This window comes from Streptomyces sp. NPDC023573 (genome assembly GCF_055559735.1).
In genome coordinates this window covers 563921-579492 of the sequence record NZ_JBVHKB010000005.1, presented here as the reverse complement: position 1 = coordinate 579492, position 15572 = coordinate 563921, and the positions used below count along the sequence as shown (strand labels likewise).

Sequence of the window (15572 nt, the reverse complement as noted above, 5' to 3'; positions counted from 1 at the left end):
TGGTAGGAGGCTCCAAGCGGGCCGGCGCGCCACCGGTCGAAAACGCTATTCCGTGATGTGCCCGCCGTGCGGCACGATGGGCCCATGGCACGCACCCACGACCACCCCGGCGAGCAGGCCGCTCAGGACCCGATCCGGCTCCTGGACATCCGTGAGACACCGCTGTCCGTCGACGAGATCTTCCGCGCGGTCGGGGACGACGCCGCGGGAGGCATGGCGCTCTTCGTCGGCACGGTGCGCAATCACGACGACGGGCAGGACGTCGGCGCCCTCGGATACTCCTGCCACCCGACCGCCGGCGACGAGCTCCGCCGAGTGGCCGAGAAGGTGGTGGCCGAGTACCCGGTACGGGCTCTGGCCGCCGTCCACCGGGTGGGTGAACTGGGTGTGGGCGATCTGGCGGTGGTCGTCGCCGTGTCCTGCGCCCATCGGGGTGAGGCCTTCGAGGCCTGCCGCAAGCTGATCGACGACCTGAAGCACGAGGTCCCGATCTGGAAGCACCAGCGTTTCTCCGACGGCACGGAGGAGTGGGTCGGCGCCTGCTGAGCGCAAACCGCCCCAGGGGGCATCAGCCCCGATTTGCGTAACCGCACCCCTGCCGTGAGCGTTGGTCCTGCAGGTGGTTAATCTTCTGATCGTCAGTTGCGGTCGCTCATGGGGTAGGGAGGTCGTGATGGCAGCACTCGCTTGGCTCTTGATTCCGCTTATAGCTGCTCTTGGCGCGGCGATATGGGGAGGGTGGGCAGCCCGCAATCGAACGACCGGCGACGTCACCGAACTCGCCGGCTACGCCAGGTTCCGTGAGGCGATGGAGAAATCGCACTCCGGTTCCGAGGCCGTCTGAGACTCCGCAGCTGTACGCAGTCGCCAATTCCGCACCGCACCCGCTCCCCTTGGGCGCAGCCCGCGCAGCGAGCGAATCCGCGGTCCCCCGGTCCTTCCGGATCTCCTCCGCCGTCCGCCTCGTACGGACCGGCCCCGACGGTGCACTGACAGGCCGTTCCCGTACTGTCGTTCCATGCCACGCCGCACCGCGACGATGCTCGCCTCCACCCTCATCCTCATCGCGCTGCTCTGCGCAGGCGTGCTGATCCGTGTGCCGTATTCGGAGATGTCCCCCGGACCGACCGTGAACACGCTCGGCGACGCGCGTGGCGAGCCGGTGCTGCACATCAGCGGGCGCAAGACGTATCCCACGTCCGGGAACCTCAACATGACGACGGTGCGGGTCACCGGCGCGGACTACGACATGAACATCGTGGAGGCCGTCTACGGCTGGCTGGCCCACGACAGTGTGGTCGTCCCCCACGACACCCTCTACCCGGACGGGAAGACCGAGGAGCAGTCGACGCAGGAGAACGCCGAGGAGTTCAGCCAGTCCCAGGAGAGCGCGAAGGTCGCCGCCCTGGAGGAGCTGAAGATCCCCGTCACCTCCCGCGTGGTGGTCTCCACGGTCGTCAAGGACAGCGCCGCGGAGGGCCTGCTGCACGCGGGCGACGTGATCGAGGCGGTCGACGGCAAGGCGGTCGAAGAGCCGGAGGACGTCGCGAAGCTCGTCACGAAGCACAAGCCGGGCGAGGACGTCGTCTTCTCGGTGATCCCGGCCAGGACCGCCGCCGCGGCCGAGAAGGCGGGCAAGGAGCCCAAGGGCTCCCGCGACGTCACCCTGACCACGCGGAAGGCGCCCGAGGACCCCTCGAACCCGTCGGAGGACCGGGCGATCGTGGGGATCCAGGCAGGGACGGACCACACGTTCCCGTTCGAGATCGACATCAAGCTGGCCGATGTGGGCGGCCCGAGCGCCGGACTCATGTTCTCGCTCGGCATCATCGACAAGCTGACGCCCGACAAGCTGACGGGCGGCAAGTTCATCGCCGGCACCGGCACCATCGACGACGACGGCAAGGTCGGCCCCATCGGCGGGATCAACATGAAGCTGGTCGGCGCGCGGGAAGCGGGCGCCCGGTACTTCCTGACCCCGGACGACAACTGCTCCGCAGCGGCCTCCGACACCCCGGACGGCCTCACCCTGGTGAGGGTGAAGACCCTCGACGACGCCAAGAAGTCCCTGGAGAAGATCCAGGCGGGGGACACGGCAGGCCTGCCGAGCTGCTCGAAGGGCTGAGGAGCCGCAGGCGGCCCCGGACCGGGCGGAGGCCACCGGAGTCCTCGAGGCCGGCCCCCGCCGGAGACGTCAGGACTCGAAGGTGGCCGCGAGTGCCTCGGCCAGCCCCGGAACCAGTCCCGCGCCGGTCAGGACCTCGGTCGGGGAGTCCTTCGCCCGCAGGCGCACGGCGGAGTCCCGCGCGCCGTCCCGCAGCACCGCCACGGTCATCCGCACCTCCTGCCGGTCGGGATGCTCGGCGACCCACTTGGTCAGCTGTGCGTCGGACAGTCCGTCGGGTACGGACGCCTCCGCCGAGGGCGGCAGCATCAGCCGTTCGACGGTCATGGCGCAGCCGACCACGGCGTCGGGCCAGGCGATCGTGGCGAGGAATTCGTCCAGGGCGGTGCCGTCGGGCAGCTCCTCCTGCTCGACGGGGGTGAGCGTGGCGGTCGTGGAAGCGGAGTCGTCGAGGCCGAGCTGGGCGGCGAGGCCCGGCTCGTGGGCGCGCAGCCTGGCGGTGTCGACGAGGGCGAACAGCCGGGCCGGCTGGTCCCAGCCGAGGCCGGCGGCGTATGCGTCGATTTCGAGGACGGCGACGGTGAGGGGGCTCGCGGCCATCGGAGGGCCTGAGGGGGAAACGTTGGGCATACCCAACATCCTGCCTCCTTCTGCCCCGGGAACGGGAACTAGGTAAAGCCTCAGTAAGTTGCATAGGTGGGCTCTACGATCGCTGGGCCTGCTTCACACGACCGCGAACTTCGAGGTGCGCACGTTGGCTTTCCAGATGCCGGACCGCGGCGGAGGCCCGACCGGGCCACGGATCAGAGTCGGCCGCCCGTCCCGGCGCGTCCGTACCCTGCTCATGACATTGGGTGTCCTGGCGGTTCTCGCCATGGCCTTCGTCATGTTCGCCGGGTTCTGGACGGACTGGCTCTGGTACAGGTCGGTCGCGTATTCGTCTGTTTTCACCACCACTCTGTGGACCAAGATCGGGCTGTTCCTCGTCTTCGGACTGCTGATGGCCGTCGCCATCGGTGTGAACATCTGGCTCGCGCACCGGCTCCGGCCGCCGCTGAGCGCGATGTCGCTGGAGCAGCAGAGCCTGGACCGCTACAGGATGAGCGTCGCGCCGTACAAGAAGTGGGTGCTGCTCGCCGTCACCGCTCTCGTCGGTCTGATCGCCGGCGCCTCCGCGTCCGGTCAGTGGCGCACCTGGCTGATGTATGTCAACGGCGTCCCGTTCGGACAGAAGGACCCCCAGTTCAAGCTGGACGTCGCCTTCTACGCCTTCGACCTGCCGTGGTATCGCTTCCTGCTCGGGTTCGGCTTCGCCGCGGTGGTGCTGTCGCTGATCGCGGCGGCGCTGACCCACTACCTCTACGGCGGGCTGCGGATCACCAGCCCCGGCGCGCGTGCCACGGGCGCCGCGACGGGTCATCTCTCCGTGCTGCTCGGCGTCTTCGTCGCCCTGAAGGCCGTGGCGTACTGGCTCGACCGGTACGGCCTGGCGGTGAAGTCCAGTGACTTCAAGGCCACGGACAACTGGACCGGCCTGCGGTACGTCGACGCCAACGCCTACCTGCCGGCGAAGACGATCCTCTTCTGCATCGCGGTCATCTGCGCCGTGCTGTTCTTCGCGACGCTCTGGCGCCGCACCTGGCAGCTGCCGGTGATCGGCTTCGGCCTGATGGTGCTCTCGGCGATCCTGATCGGCGGGCTCTACCCGGCGATCGTGCAGAAGTTCCAGGTCCAGCCCAACGAGCAGGCCAAGGAAGCGCCGTTCATCCAGAAGAACATCGATGCGACGCGCGACGCCTACGACATCGACGACGCGAAGGTCGACGACTACACGGGCACCAGCACGACCGACGACAGCACCAAACTGAGGGCGAGCGCGGACGCGGCCGCCAGTTACCGCGTCATGGACCCGAACGTCGTCTCGCCCGCGTTCCAGCAGCTCCAGCAGAAGAGGAACTACTACCAGTTCCCCAAGACGCTGGACGTCGACCGCTACAAGGGTGAGGACGGCAAGGAGCAGGACACCGTCGTCGGCCTGCGCGAGCTGAACCTCCAGGGCCTCCCCAAGAGGAACTGGATCAACGACCACTTCACGTACACCCACGGCTACGGCGTCATCGCGGCCCGGGGCACCACGACGGGCACCAACCCGGCGGGATCCCCGGACTTCACGGAGTCGGGGCTGCCCACCACGGGCGAGCTGGGCAAGTACGAGCAGCGGATCTACTACGGCGAGAAGACCGAGCAGTACTCCATCGTCGGCGGGCCCCAGAAGGAGCTCGACTACGAGGAGGACGGCGAGAAGACCACCAGTTACGAGGGCGACAGCGGGATCAGTCTCTCCAACGCCTTCAACCGGGCGGCCTACGCCGTGTCGTTCAGCGAGCCGCAGATCCTGTACTCGGGAGCCATCGGCGAAGGCTCCCGGATCCTCTACAACCGCACCCCCAAGGAGCGCGTCGAGGCGGTCGCGCCCTGGCTGACGATCGACGGCGACGCCTACCCGGCGGTCGTCGACGGCCGGATCCAGTGGATCGTCGACGCGTACACCACGACCAACGGCTATCCGTACGCCTCGCGTACGACGCTCGGCGACACCACGGCCGACTCGCTGACCACCAACCAGCGCGCGGTCGTCGCCCAGCAGAACCAGGTCAACTACATCCGGAACTCGGTGAAGGCCACCGTCGACGCGTACGACGGCAAGGTCAAGCTCTACGAGTGGGACACCGAGGACCCGGTGCTCAAGACGTGGCGCAAGGCGTTCCCCGGCACGGTGGAACCCCGGGCGGACATCCCGCAGGAGCTCATGGACCACCTGCGCTACCCGCAGGACCTGTTCAAGGTCCAGCGGGAGCTGCTGACGCGGTACCACGTCGAGAACCCCGCGCAGTTCTACAGCGGCAGTGACGCCTGGCAGGTGCCGGACGACCCCACCAACAAGGAACCCGGGTCCGTCCCGCCGTACTACCTGAGCATGAAGATGCCGGACCAGGACGCGCAGAAGTTCTCCCTGACCACGACCTTCACCCCGAAGGGGCGTCCCAACCTGGGGGCGTTCATGGCGGTGGACGCGGACGCGGCCAGCAAGGACTACGGCACGATCAGACTCCTGAGAGTCACCAGCACGATCAAGGGACCGGGCCAGGTACAGAGCGAGCTCAACGGTAACGACGACGTCGCCGAGTTCGTGAGAAACCTGAAGGGCACCGACTCGGACATCGAGTACGGCAACCTGCTCACGGTGCCGCTCGACGGAGGCTTCCTCTACATCGAACCGGTGTACACGCGCGGTGGTACGCAGAACTATCCGCTGCTGCGCAAGGTCGCCGCTTCGTACGGCTCGAAGATCGTGTTCGAGAACAGTCTCGGCGAAGCGCTGAACGCGGTGTTCGGGGTCGAGGACTCCGATACGACGACACCGCCGACCGAGCCGGACGAGCCACCGGGTGACACCACAGAGCCCCCGGCCACCGGGGAGGCGGCTCTGAAGAAGGCCATCGCGGACGCCCAGAAGGCGTACACGGCCGGCGAGACGGCTCTCAAGGAGCAGGACTGGGAGGCCTACGGCAAGGCCCAGGCCGACCTCCAGGAGGCTCTCGAGCGGGCGGCGGCGGCTCAGCCCGACGGGGCGGGCGGCGCTTCGCCGACCGAGGGTGCCAAGAAGCCGGAGGGCGACGACCAGGGCAGTTGAGAAATGTTCACCCCGCGTCGTGGTACGGTTTGAACACAACGACGCGGGGTGGAGCAGCTCGGTAGCTCGCTGGGCTCATAACCCAGAGGTCGCAGGTTCAAATCCTGTCCCCGCTACTGAAAGGCGCAGGCCCGGATCCCCCAGGATCCGGGCCTTCGCCATGTCATGGGCCTTTCTCAACTTGTCGGCGTGAAGTGCGGTTCGCGGGGCATGAGTTGAGGCCAGTCGTGTTTCACTTGTCTCTCTGTGGGCATGTCGACAAAACGCCGAAGTGACTTCACTGGCCGCGGTATACCAGGTGTACGCGGGTAGCAGGTGGTGCGACGATGGTATTTATGGGGGACAGGGCAACTCTGTTGGAGACAGGGCGGTTTGTGCAGCGACGCGGCCGGACGACGGAAAGCACCGCAGATGCGGCATTCGCCGCTGCCCTGGCCCGGACCGCTGACATCGCCGACGGCGCCCGCGAGGACCCGGTCTCCACCGTGGGCGTCGCCGACGCGGCCGACGGCGTGGAGAGCGCCGAGGCGACCGGACACGCGGACACCACCAGGAGCGCGGACACCGCGGACGGCACGGATCACGCCGACGAGACCGAGGCCCGGCACCGGCGTGCCGCGGAGGCCGGTGACACGGAGTCGATGAGCGTCCTGGGCGCTCTCCTGCTGCGCCGCGGTGACCTGGACGGCGCCGAGGTCTACCTGCGCGCGGCCACCGCCGAGGGTGACCGGGCCGCGGCCAACAACCTCGGCGTGCTCCTGCACCAGAGGGGGTACGCCGACGAGGCGGCCGGGTGGTGGCGCATCGCCGCTGTCGCCGGCTCCGCCGCCGCGGCACACGCCCTCGGGCGCCACTTCCGGGAGCGCGGGGACGAGCCCGGCGCCGAGTACTGGCTGTGCCAGTCCGCCGAGCAGGGCCACGCGCTGGGGGCGTACGCGCTGGCGGACCTGCTGGAGCACCGCGGTGACGCCGGGGCCGAGCGCTGGCTGCGCGCCGCCGCGGAACAGGGGCACAGGGAGGCCGCGTACCGCCTGGCGCGGACGATCGAGCGCAACGCCGCCGGCGACGCGCACGATGCCTTCGGTCCCGGCCGCGTCGTGGGCGACGGCCGCCGGGTGCTGGACGCGGGGCCGCCGGTGAGGCCGGACGGGCCCGTCGCGGGCCCCGGCTCCGGACGCGTCGGTGAGGCCGAGCAGTGGTACCGCCAGGCAGCGGCGCGTGGCCACCGCCGTGCCGCCCTGCACCTCGGCTCCATCCTCGAGCAGCGCGGCGAGCTGAAGGAGGCCGGCCGCTGGTATCTCACCGCCGCCAAGGACGGCGAGCCCCGGGCGGCCTGCGCCCTCGGTTTCCTGCTGCGTGACGCGGGCGACGAGGAGAGCGCGGCCGTGTGGTGGCTGCGTGCCGCCCAGGACGGCGACGGCAACGCCGCCAACGCCCTGGGCGCCCTGCACGCGGCCAGGGGCGAGCAGCAGACCGCCGAGCGCTGGTACCGCGCGGCCATGGACGCCGGAGACGTCAACGGCGCCTACAACCTCGGTCTGCTCTGCGCCGCCCAGGACCGGATCCCGCAGGCCGAGCAGTGGTACCGCCGGGCCGCCTACGCCGGACACCGGGAGGCCGCGAACGCGCTGGCCGTGCTGCTGCTCCAGGCCGGTGACGCGGCCGGGGCCGAGCCCTGGTTCTCCAAGGCGGCGGAGGCCGGGAGCGTGGACGCCGCGTTCAACCTCGGCATCCTGCACGCCGGACGGGACGAGGACCGCGCGGCGCTCGACTGGTACCAGCGGGCAGCGGCGGCCGGGCACACCGACGCCGCGCTCCAGGTGGGCATGGCCCTGCTGCGGGACGGCGACGAGCGGCAGGCGGAGCGCCATCTGCGCTGCGCCGCGGGCGGCGGCAGCGCCGAGGCCGCCTTCCGGCTGGCGGGCGTCCTCGACCTGCGCCAGCCGGCCCCGGGGCCCCCCGGGCTCGGGGAACAGATGCCGGAGAAGACCGAGTGCGAGGAGTGGTACGAGAGGGCGGCCGAGCAGGGCCACCGCCGTGCCCAGGTGAGGGCCGGGATGCTCGCGGCGGCGCGCGGCGACATGGCGAGCGCCGCGCGCTGGTACCGCGAGGCCGCCGAGTCCGGCAGCCGCAACGGAGCGTTCAACCTCGGCCTGCTGCTCGCCCGCGAGGGCAGTGAGCGCGAGGCGGCCCTGTGGTGGAGCCGTGCCGCCAACGACGGGCACGGCCGCGCCGCCCTGCGTCTCGCCCTGCTTGCCGCCCGCCGGGGCGAGCTGACCGAGGGGCAGCGCTGGTGTGCCCGGGCGGTCGAGCTGGGGCCGGCGGAGGTGACCGAGCGGGCGGCGCGTCTGCTGGAGGCGCTGCACCAGGAGCTCACGGCGTGACCGGGCCGGTCGGCCCATGGGCGCGCACTTGTGTCCGGCGAATGGATTTGCTCCGGCCGGTGCCGGTGTCGTAGAGTTGCAATCACAACGACGCGGGGTGGAGCAGCTCGGTAGCTCGCTGGGCTCATAACCCAGAGGTCGCAGGTTCAAATCCTGTCCCCGCTACTGAAGACAGAGGCCCGGATCCTTCCAAGGATCCGGGCCTCTGTCGTATGCCCGTGCAAAGGCCGGCCGTGCAGAGGCCGCGCCCGGCGAAGGTCCGCCGGGCGCCGGGGTTCAGGCCGTGGCGGAGCAGTTCGGGCAGATGCCGCGGTAGGTCACCTCGACGTCGGAGACGGTGAAGCCGAAGCGCTCGTCGTCGGGCAGGTCCGCCAGCGGGTTGCCGGACGGGTGCACGTCCCGGATCGCGCCGCAGCGCCCGCACACCAGGTGGTGGTGGGGGCGGTGGGCGTTGGGGTCGTACCGCTTCGCCCGGCGGTCGGTGGTGACCTCGATGACCTCCCCGAGCGACACCATCTCGCCCAGCGTGTTGTACACGGTGGCCCGGGAGATCTCGGGGAGCCGGGCGACGGCCTTCGCGTGGACCTCGTCCGCCGTCAGATGCACATGGTCCCCCTCGAGAACCTCGGCCACCACGCGCCGCTGTGCCGTCATGCGCCAGCCGCGTCCACGAAGTCGTTCCAGGAGGTCACTCATGGAGCCCAGCGTAACAGTGGGAGGCCCCGAGTCCCGAGTCGGTGTGACTTTAGATGTCTGTTTGACTTGGACAAAGTCCATTGTAGGATTATTTACGGATTGGCCGAGGACAGGCTGCGGCCGAGAAACACGCTGTGCAGGGAACGACGCTGTGCAGGACATGACGCAGGAGGCGCGCGTGACCCAGGGACCGCTCACCACGGAGGCCGGCGCTCCGGTGGCCGACAACCAGAACAGTGAGACCGCCGGCCCGGGCGGACCGGTTCTCGTCCAGGACCAGGCGCTTCTCGAGAAGCTCGCCCACTTCAACCGCGAGCGCATCCCGGAGCGCGTCGTGCACGCCCGCGGGGCCGGCGCGTACGGCACGTTCACGCTGACCAGGGACGTCTCGCGGTGGACCCGGGCGAAGTTCCTCTCGGAGGTCGGCAAGGAGACCGAGACCTTCCTGCGCTTCTCCACCGTGGCGGGCAACCTCGGCTCCGCCGACGCGGCGCGCGACCCCCGTGGCTGGGCACTGAAGTTCTACACCGAAGAGGGCAACTACGACCTTGTCGGCAACAACACCCCGGTGTTCTTCATCAGGGACGCCATCAAGTTCCCCGACTTCATCCACACCCAGAAGCGCGACCCGTACACCGGCTCGCAGGAGGCGGACAACGTCTGGGACTTCTGGGGTCTTTCACCCGAGTCCACACACCAGGTGACCTGGCTCTTCGGCGACCGGGGCATCCCCGCCTCGTACCGCCACATGGACGGCTTCGGCTCGCACACGTTCCAGTGGAACAACGAGGCGGGCGAGGTCTTCTGGGTCAAGTACCACTTCAAGACCGACCAGGGGATCAAGAACCTCACCACCGAGGAGGCCGTCCGTCTCTCCGGCGTGGACCCGGACAGCCACCAGCGAGACCTGCGCGAGTCCATCGAGCGCGGTGACTTCCCGTCCTGGACGGTGCAGGTCCAGATCATGCCTGCGGCGGAGGCGGCCACGTACCGCTTCAACCCGTTCGACCTGACCAAGGTCTGGCCGCACGCCGACTACCCGCCGATCGAGATCGGCAAGCTGGAGCTCAACCGCAACCCGGAGAACGTCTTCGCCGAGGTCGAGCAGTCGATCTTCAGCCCGGCGCACTTCGTGCCCGGCATCGGTCCGTCCCCCGACAAGATGCTCCAGGGCCGCCTCTTCGCGTACGGCGACGCGCACCGCTACCGCGTCGGCATCAACGCCGACCACCTTCCGGTGAACCGCCCGCACGCCACCGAGGCGCGCACCAACAGCCGTGACGGCTACCTGTACGACGGCCGCCACAAGGGTGCGAAGAACTACGAGCCCAACAGCTTCGGCGGACCCGCCCAGACGGACCGGCCGCTCTGGCAGCCCGTCCCCGTCACGGGCGGCACGGGCAGCCACGAGACGCCGCTCCACGCCGAGGACGACGACTTCGTGCAGGCCGGCAACCTCTACCGGCTGCTGTCCGAGGACGAGAAGGACCGGTTGATCGGCAATCTCGCCGGCTTCATCTCCAAGGTCTCGCGCGACGACATCGCCGAGCGTGCGATCGGCAACTTCCGTCAGGCCGACGCGGACTTCGGCAAGCGGCTCGACGCCGCGGTCAAGGCCCTGCGCGGCTGACACGGACGCTTGCCGTAGGTGGGGGGCCGGATTCCCGGGAGATGTTCCCGGGGGTCCGGCCCGCTGTCGTCGGCGGGCCGGGGCGCGCCGTTCAGAGCACCATTTCGACCCGGGACCGCCGGGCCGGCACCCAGCACCTGATGATGTCGCGCACCGAGACGATGCCGACGGGGCCGTCACCGTCCAGCACGATCAGATGCCGGAAGCCGCCGTGCGTCATGGCCTCGGCGGCCTCCTCCAGGGTCCAGACGGGAGAGGCGAAGACCACGTCGGTGGTGGTGTGGGTGGACGCGGCCTCGGCGTCGGGATCCAGTCCGGCGCCGACGGCGTCGAGGATGTCGCGCTCGGTGAGGATGCCGAGGCCGCAGGTGTCCGGGTCGTGGACGACAGCTGCTCCGACGCGGCGGGCCGACATCAGCCGGGCCGCCTGCCGGAGCGTGTGGGCGGGGCCGATGGTGAGGACCAGGGTGCTCATGGCGTCACGGACAAGCATGCGGGGAGCCACCTCCTTGAGGGAGTGACCGTGTGAAGCCGGCCTTCGTGGGTGGATGGAGCGTAGCGCCCTTCGTGAGCCGATTCACAAGTTCACAAGTGGGGGGACTCTCAGAGTCGCACCCAGGAGGTGACTCGACAAGGGGGCGGCCGCCGGGGATCGCGGGACGTTCCTCGGCGGGTCTCCGCGGTGTTCAGTAGCGCTGGTTGAGATAGCCCAGGAGTTCGTGGTGGAGCAGGCCGTTGGACGCCGCCGCGTTGCCGCCGCCCGGGCCCGACACCCCGTCCAGGCTGGTGAACCGCCCGCCCGCCTCCTGGACGATGATCGCGTTCGCCGCCATGTCCCACAGGGAGAGCTCCGGCTCCGCGCAGATGTCCACCGAACCCTCGGCGACCATCATGTACGGCCAGAAGTCCCCGTAACCGCGCGTGCGCCAGACGGCCCGCGTCAGATCCATGAAGCCGTCCAGGCGGCCCTGCTCCTCCCAGCCGGTCATCGAGGCGTAGGCGAACGAGGAGTCCGCGATCCGCTCGACCTTCGAGACGTGCAGCCGGGTCGCCGACGTCAGGCTCCGCCCGGAGAAGGCGCCGGCGCCCTTGGCCGCCCACCAGCGGCGGTTCAGCGCGGGAGCCGACACGACACCGACCACCGGCTGGAAGCCGTCCTCGCCCGCCTCCATCAAGGAGATCAGCGTCGCCCAGACGGGGACCCCCCGTACGTAGTTCTTCGTGCCGTCGATCGGGTCGACGACCCAGCGCCGGGGGCCGGTGCCCTCGATCCCGTACTCCTCGCCCAGGATCGCGTCACGCGGACGGGCCCGGTGCAGATGACCGCGGATCAGCTCCTCCGCGTGTTTGTCGGCCTCGCTCACCGGGGTCATGTCCGGCTTCGTCTCGACCTTGAGGTCCAGAGCCTTGAACCGGTCCATCGTCGCCGCGTCGGCGGCGTCCGCCAGTACGTGGGCCAGGCGCAGATCATCGTGGTAGTCGGGCATGCCGTCACAGTATCCACAGCCACCCGCCCGGGCTACACGGCCCCGTGCGGGCGGCCGCCCCCTTCCCCCGCGTGCCCACTGTGCGCGGACCCTTGACAGTGCCCCTGGGCGCGTCAACTCTGATGCGCAGGTCCCCGGCGTGGGAGGCGACGATGCCCTCGGCGCGAGAAGCTCTGCTGGACTCCGCACACTCGGCGCTCTCCACCCTGCCCTGGCCGGCCGTGCGCATGGTCGATGTGGCCGCCCGGGCAGGGGTCTCCCGGCAGACCCTCTACAACGAGTTCGGGAGCAAGGACGGTCTGGCCCGCGCACTGATCCGGCGGGCGGCCGACGGCTATCTGGCCGGCGTGGAACAGGCGCTCGGATCCGCCCGTGCCCGAGGGGAGGGGCCGGCCGAACTCGCTCGCTGCACGGTCCGGGCGGCACGCGCGAACGTCCTGGTCATGGCCCTGATCACGGGCGTCTGGGGGGAGGACCTGCCCCGTCCGGGGGAGCCGGCCGAGGGGCGGCGCACCGATGCGGCACCGCCCACGGCCACCGAACTGCTCACGCTCGTCCGCGACCGTGCCGTGGCCGCGCTGGAAGGAGGGCCCGAGCCGCGTGACCTGGCGGAGCTGGAGCTGAGCTGCGAGATCGCGCTCCGGCTGGCCGTCTCCTACGCGCTGGTGCCGGCGCCGGCACCGGAGCTCAGTGCGCGGAACCCGACAGCTGGAGACCGATCACACCGATGATCACCAGCGAGATCGACACCAGCTTGAGAGCCGAGACCACGTCGTCGAGGAAGACCATCCCGTAGATCGCCGTCCCCGCCGCTCCGATACCCGTCCACACCGCGTACGCGGGACCGACGTCGAGCTTCTTCAGAGCCATCGTCAGCAGACCGAAGCTGCCCAGGGCGAACGCGCAGAACGCGATCGTCGGCCAGAGCCGGGTGAATCCGTGCGAAAGCTTCAGACACACGGCGAAGCCGGTCTCGAGCAGTCCGGCGACCACGACCAGCAACCACGCCATCGTCAGGTGCCTCCCACGTCGGTGATGCCTCGTCCCGCCTGTGCGATGTACCGCCTGCGCGATGTACCGCCTGCGCGATTATGCCCTTACCAACCGAGGGAGCCCGCAAACGTGCGCGCGTCGGGCGGCGCCGTGGCTCAGTCGCCCTCGCGCCGCTCCCGGGTCGCCAGCAGCCTCCGCAGCGAGTCGAGCCGCGCCGGATCGGCGTGCCCCTCCGCGACCCACGCGTCCAGGGCGCACTCCGGCTCGTGGCTGTCGTGGGTGCAGCCGCGCGGGCAGTTCTCCGTGCCCGGCTGAAGATCGGGAAAGGCGTTGATCACCCGGGAGGGGTCGACGTGGTGCAGACCGAACGACCGCACGCCCGGGGTGTCGACCACCCAGCCGCGGCCGTCCGGCAGCGGCAGGGCGAGCGCCGACGTGGTGGTGTGCCGGCCGCGCCCCGTGACGGCGTTGACCACGCCGGTCGTCCGCCGTCGGTCCTTCGGCACCAGCGCGTTGACGAGCGTCGTCTTGCCGACCCCGGAGTGACCGACGAACGCGGTCACCCGGTCGTCGAGCAGCTCCCGCACCTGCTCGGCTGCGTCCCCGTTCTCCAGCTCCTCGCGGCTGGTCACGACGTACGGGACACCCAGCGGGGTGTACGCCTCCAGAAGCTTGTCCGCCGAGGCCAGATCGGACTTGGTCAGCACCAGGAGCGGGGTGAGCCCACCGTCGTACGCCGCGACCAGGCAGCGGTCGATCATGCGCGGGCGGGGTTCCGGGTCGGCGAGCGCGGTGACGATCGCCAGCTGGTCGGCGTTGGCGACGACCACCCGCTCGAACGGGTCGTCGTCGTCCGCCGTGCGGCGCAGCACCGACGTGCGCGCCCCGATCCGCACGATGCGCGCCAGCGTGTCCTTGGCGCCCGAGAGGTCGCCCACCAGGGATACCCGGTCGCCCACCACGGCGGCCTTGCGGCCCAGTTCGCGGGCCTTCATGGCAGTCACCGTACGGTCATCGACCAGACAGGTGAGCCTGCCCCGGTCGACCGTGAGGACCATGCCGTCCTGCGCGTCCTCGTGCTTGGGGCGGGTGTGGGTACGGGGCCGGTTGCCCTTGGGGTTGGGGCGGACGCGGATGTCGTCCTCGTCGGGGTTCTTCCCGTAGCGGCGCATGTCCTCAGACCCCGCGCCCGCCGGCCGGTGCGCCGAGCGCCCCGGACGAGACGCCGACGGCGCCGGAGGGTTCCCCGAGCATGCCGGTCCACATGTCCGGGAAGTCCGGCAGGGTCTTGGCCGTCGTGGCGACGTTCTCGATCTCCACCCCGGCGACGGCGAGGCCGATGATCGCGCCCGCGGTCGCCATGCGGTGGTCGTCGTACGTGTGGAAGATGCCGCCGTGCAGCGGACGGGGGGTGATGCGCAGGCCGTCGGCGGTCTCCGTGACGTCGCCGCCGAGGGCGTTGATCTCCTTGGTGAGCGCCGCCAGCCGGTCCGTCTCGTGCAGCCGCAGGTGGGCCACCCCGCTCAGGGTGGACGGGGAGTCCGCGAGGGCGGCGAGGGCCGCGATGCCCGGGGTCAGCTCACCGACCTCGCCGAGATCGACGTCGATGCCGTGGACCGAGCCCGAGCCCGTGAAGGTAAGACCGCGCTCGGTCAGCTCGCACGCGCCACCCATTGCGGTGAAGATCTCGCGCAGCGCGTCACCCGGCTGGGTGGTCCGCAGCGGCCAGTCGGGGATCGTGACCCGGCCTCCGGTCACCAGCGCGGCGGCCAGGAACGGCTGGGCGTTGGAGAGGTCGGGCTCGACGGTCAGGTCGCGGCCCAGCAGGGCGGAGGGGGAGACGCGCCAGACATTCGGCTCGCCGCCCGACTCCGGCTCGTCGACCTGGGCGCCGACCGAGCGCAGCATGTCGACGGTCATACGGATGTGGGGCATCGAGGGCAGCGCCGAGCCCGTGTGGCGCACCTCCACGCCCTGGTTGAACCGGGGGGCGGACAGCAGCAGCGCGGAGACGAACTGCGAGGACGAGGAGGCGTCGATGGACACCGGTCCGCCGTCCAGCGCGCCCGCCCCGTGCACGGTCAGTGGCAGGGTCCCCCGGCCGTCGTCGTCGATCCGGGCGCCCAGGGACTTCAGCGCGCCGATCACGCCGTGCAGAGGGCGCTCGTACGACCGGGGGTCCCCGTCGAAGTGGACGGGGCCGTCCGCGAGGCAGGCCACGGGGGGCAGGAAACGCATCACCGTGCCCGCGTTGCCGACGTCCACCCGCGCCGGGCCGTGCAGACCGGCGGGGATGACCCGCCAGGCCTCCCCGGAGCCGTCCGGGCCCACACCCTCCTCGATGCCGACGCCCATCGCGCGGAGCGCCTGCGCCATCAGCAGGGTGTCGCGGGAGCGCAGCGGGCGGCGCAGCCAGCCCGGCTCGGAGGAGAGCGAGGCGAGGACGAGGGCGCGATTGGTGACCGACTTCGATCCGGGCACGGTGACGGTCGCGTCGACGGCCCCGGTCGCTCGGGGGGCGGGCCAGAGGGCGGGGTGCACGGAACTTTCGGTCATGCCCCTC

The 15572-nt window shown here is 70.4% G+C and carries 14 protein-coding genes and 2 tRNA genes; 9 read left to right on the top strand and 7 right to left on the bottom strand.

Annotated elements, in window-relative coordinates; translation table 11 throughout:
- Positions 1 to 84 precede the first annotated feature (84 nt).
- The 3 genes from ACZ32T_RS19690 (at position 85) to ACZ32T_RS19680 (ending at position 2125) form a co-directional block, all read left to right on the top strand.
- Complete coding sequence (locus ACZ32T_RS19690) at positions 85 to 546, top strand: molybdenum cofactor biosynthesis protein MoaE (RefSeq protein WP_467272419.1); 462 nt, start codon at positions 85 to 87, stop codon at positions 544 to 546.
- 127 nt (positions 547 to 673) lie between these two features.
- Entirely contained in the window at positions 674 to 844 is a 171-nt protein-coding gene (locus ACZ32T_RS19685) for a hypothetical protein (RefSeq protein ID WP_014048224.1), read from the top strand.
- Between the two features lie 174 nt (positions 845 to 1018).
- Positions 1019 to 2125: a YlbL family protein gene (locus tag ACZ32T_RS19680; RefSeq protein ID WP_467367980.1), complete on the top strand. Its 1107-nt coding sequence runs from the start codon at positions 1019 to 1021 to the stop codon at positions 2123 to 2125.
- A gap of 69 nt (positions 2126 to 2194) precedes the next feature.
- On the opposite strand, the gene ACZ32T_RS19675 is transcribed toward ACZ32T_RS19680, so the two are convergent.
- Positions 2195 to 2764: a PPA1309 family protein gene (locus ACZ32T_RS19675; protein WP_467367978.1), complete on the bottom strand. Its 570-nt coding sequence runs from the start codon at positions 2762 to 2764 to the stop codon at positions 2195 to 2197.
- Between the two features lie 127 nt (positions 2765 to 2891).
- Between ACZ32T_RS19675 and ACZ32T_RS19670 the strand changes: the two genes are divergently transcribed.
- From ACZ32T_RS19670 to ACZ32T_RS19655, 4 genes are all read left to right on the top strand, one after another.
- The gene (locus ACZ32T_RS19670; RefSeq protein ID WP_467272519.1) at positions 2892 to 5819 is read left to right on the top strand and encodes a UPF0182 family membrane protein; all 2928 of its coding nucleotides are present in this window, start codon (positions 2892 to 2894) and stop codon (positions 5817 to 5819) included.
- A gap of 42 nt (positions 5820 to 5861) precedes the next feature.
- Positions 5862 to 5935, top strand: a tRNA-Met gene (locus ACZ32T_RS19665).
- Between the two features lie 210 nt (positions 5936 to 6145).
- The gene (locus ACZ32T_RS19660) at positions 6146 to 8203 is read left to right on the top strand and encodes a tetratricopeptide repeat protein (RefSeq protein WP_467272415.1); all 2058 of its coding nucleotides are present in this window, start codon (positions 6146 to 6148) and stop codon (positions 8201 to 8203) included.
- Between the two features lie 91 nt (positions 8204 to 8294).
- Positions 8295 to 8368 (top strand) — tRNA-Met (locus ACZ32T_RS19655).
- 111 nt (positions 8369 to 8479) lie between these two features.
- Here the strand turns inward: ACZ32T_RS19655 and ACZ32T_RS19650 are convergent.
- Entirely contained in the window at positions 8480 to 8899 is a 420-nt protein-coding gene (locus ACZ32T_RS19650; protein ID WP_356716823.1) for a Fur family transcriptional regulator, read from the bottom strand.
- A 178-nt stretch (positions 8900 to 9077) separates the two neighbouring features.
- Between ACZ32T_RS19650 and ACZ32T_RS19645 the strand changes: the two genes are divergently transcribed.
- A complete protein-coding gene (locus ACZ32T_RS19645) occupies positions 9078 to 10529 on the top strand; it encodes a catalase (RefSeq protein WP_467367976.1) in 1452 nt (483 codons plus the stop codon).
- Positions 10530 to 10620: 91 nt separating this feature from the next.
- On the opposite strand, the gene ACZ32T_RS19640 is transcribed toward ACZ32T_RS19645, so the two are convergent.
- On the bottom strand, positions 10621 to 11022 hold the full coding sequence (locus tag ACZ32T_RS19640) for a CBS domain-containing protein (protein ID WP_467272411.1): 402 nt from the start codon (positions 11020 to 11022) through the stop codon (positions 10621 to 10623).
- 193 nt (positions 11023 to 11215) lie between these two features.
- A complete protein-coding gene (gene hisN / locus ACZ32T_RS19635; RefSeq protein ID WP_467272409.1) occupies positions 11216 to 12016 on the bottom strand; it encodes a histidinol-phosphatase in 801 nt (266 codons plus the stop codon).
- A 152-nt stretch (positions 12017 to 12168) separates the two neighbouring features.
- Between hisN and ACZ32T_RS19630 the strand changes: the two genes are divergently transcribed.
- Positions 12169 to 12747, top strand: coding sequence for a TetR/AcrR family transcriptional regulator (locus ACZ32T_RS19630; protein WP_467367974.1), 579 nt, complete (start codon positions 12169 to 12171; stop codon positions 12745 to 12747).
- Here the strand turns inward: ACZ32T_RS19630 and ACZ32T_RS19625 are convergent.
- From ACZ32T_RS19625 to aroA, 3 genes are all read right to left on the bottom strand, one after another.
- Complete coding sequence (locus tag ACZ32T_RS19625) at positions 12704 to 13027, bottom strand: DMT family transporter (protein WP_356716814.1); 324 nt, start codon at positions 13025 to 13027, stop codon at positions 12704 to 12706. The two genes, ACZ32T_RS19630 and ACZ32T_RS19625, sit on opposite strands and share 44 nt — an antisense overlap.
- Positions 13028 to 13164: 137 nt before the next feature.
- The gene (rsgA, locus tag ACZ32T_RS19620; RefSeq protein ID WP_467272405.1) at positions 13165 to 14181 is read right to left on the bottom strand and encodes a ribosome small subunit-dependent GTPase A; all 1017 of its coding nucleotides are present in this window, start codon (positions 14179 to 14181) and stop codon (positions 13165 to 13167) included.
- A 4-nt stretch (positions 14182 to 14185) separates the two neighbouring features.
- Complete coding sequence (gene aroA / locus ACZ32T_RS19615) at positions 14186 to 15565, bottom strand: 3-phosphoshikimate 1-carboxyvinyltransferase (RefSeq protein WP_467367972.1); 1380 nt, start codon at positions 15563 to 15565, stop codon at positions 14186 to 14188.
- Positions 15566 to 15572: the final 7 nt, after the last annotated feature.